Raw genomic sequence first — 1,711 nt, 5'->3', positions numbered from 1 at the left:
AGGGTGTCGCCGCCGGGGAGCGGGTCGAGGGCGGCGGCGAGGCGCAGGGCCTGGCCGCGCAGCCATTCCAGGGCCGACTCCGGGGTGTCGGCCCAGTGACCGCCGAGGTACCACTCGCCTCCGGCGTCGGGGCTGCGCACCACGGTCTCGCACCAGTAACCGTCGGCCTGTGGCCGCGGGTTCACCGGCGGGTTCACCGGGGGGCCACGCGGTAGGGCGTTGAGCTGAGTTCGCGGAACAGTTCGTGGTCGGGGTGGTCCCAGCGGTGGAGGACGACCCACATCATGGCGGCGTCCCCGGTCGCGGCCTGTGGCCCCAGCTCCTCGCACACCTCGCACTGGGCGCGGAAGATCAGCGGCCCTCGGGTGCGCCGGAGCTGGAATCTCGCGAACCGGTATGCGTTGTCCGGCACTTCCTCAGCACCTCCAGGTGGTCATCGATGGCGCGTGCCAAGGCAGCGCTTCTGAGCAGTAGTTCGTCGGGGGGCGGCTCCGGGGCCTCGGCGCTCGGAGCCGGTTCCCCGGCCGGCCCGCCGCTCACCGTGCGCCGCCCCGGGGGAGGGGGCGCGCGACGGTGGGCGCGCAACTACTCGTAAGCGGCGCTCGCGAGGGCTCCTGCCTGCCATTTGTCACACATTCGACAGCCATGGCCATTCCTCTCCGTAGTGGTTCCACTACCAAGCACCACCAGATTGGCCTAGGGTTTGAAGCAGCTCAACCTGGCATAGGGGCGGGAAAGGTTGGTGTCAGCCTCGTGAATCGCAAGGAACTGGATCCGGAGAGCTCTCCGCAGGCGGCGTACGGGGCTCTGCTCCGCAGCATTCGGGAAGATCGCGGCTGGAAGCAGGAGGAACTGGCCGGGAATATGGAGTACTCGGCCACGCATATCTCGTCCGTGGAAACTGGTCGCAAGATGCCGACTTTGCGGTTCTCGCGAAACGCGGACCGAGCTCTGGCCACGGACGGTCTGTTCGAGGGGAAGTGGCGCGAGCTGAAGCAGGGTTCGCTGCTGGAAGGCTTCCCGCAGTACGTCGGCTACGAGGGCCGGGCGGTGGAGCTGCGTCTGTACGAGATCGGGATCGTGCCCGGTCTGCTGCAGACACCGGCCTACGCGCGGGTGCTGGCCGACAGCGCGGTGCGGCGAGGCGACATCACCGCCGAACAGGGCGAGGAGCGAGTCGACTTCCTGGCCGAGCGGCAGGCCGCGCTGACGCGGTCCCGGCCGCCGACGGTGATGGCCGTGATGGACGAGAGCTGCATCCGGAGGAGGGTCGGCGGCCCGGAGGTCATGGACGCCCAGCTCCGCAGCCTGCTGGAGTTCGCGGAACTGCCCAACACGGTGCTGCAGATCGCGCCGTTCGCGATGGGGGAGCGCCGCCCCTTCGATCTCCCGCTCTACCTGCTGACGCTGGCCGACCGCGCGCTGGTGCTCTACGCCGAGTCGCAGTTTCAGGGCCATATGGACCGGGAGAGCACTGCTGTGGCCCACTCGATGAAGGTCTACCATCAGCTACAGGCCGAGGCGCTCAGCCAGGCCGAGTCCGTGGCCATGATCGAGCAGGTACGAAAGGGCATCCCGTGACGACCGAAACCCCTGTGTGGTTCACGTCCTCCTACAGCAACAACGGTGGCGCCTGTGTGGAGGTGGCGGCGAATCTCGTCGCCGTGGATGGTGTGGTGCCGGTGCGTGATTCGAAGGTTCCGTCCGGCCC

2 protein-coding genes and 2 pseudogenes are annotated in these 1,711 nt (G+C 68.5%); 2 read left to right on the top strand and 2 right to left on the bottom strand.

The window, feature by feature from the left end; all coding sequences use genetic code 11:
- Window positions 1-185 (bottom strand): annotated as a pseudogene (locus tag E0D90_RS16340) (hypothetical protein); the annotation flags it as partial.
- An 8-nt stretch (window positions 186-193) separates the two neighbouring features.
- Window positions 194-412, bottom strand: coding sequence for a DUF7848 domain-containing protein (locus E0D90_RS16335; RefSeq protein ID WP_130799016.1), 219 nt, complete (start codon window positions 410-412; stop codon window positions 194-196).
- Window positions 413-753: 341 nt separating this feature from the next.
- Here E0D90_RS16335 and E0D90_RS16330 point away from each other — a divergent pair, with 341 nt between their 5' ends.
- Together E0D90_RS16330 and E0D90_RS27895 are read left to right on the top strand one after the other, a co-directional pair.
- A complete protein-coding gene (locus tag E0D90_RS16330) occupies window positions 754-1,581 on the top strand; it encodes a helix-turn-helix domain-containing protein (protein ID WP_130799014.1) in 828 nt (275 codons plus the stop codon).
- Window positions 1,578-1,711: pseudogene (locus tag E0D90_RS27895) on the top strand (DUF397 domain-containing protein); the annotation flags it as partial. The gene E0D90_RS16330 and the pseudogene E0D90_RS27895, both read left to right, overlap by 4 nt.

The organism is Streptomyces otsuchiensis (assembly GCF_004305975.1).
Lineage (GTDB): Bacteria > Actinomycetota > Actinomycetes > Streptomycetales > Streptomycetaceae > Streptomyces > Streptomyces otsuchiensis.
This window is presented reverse-complemented; position numbering and strand designations above follow the sequence as displayed.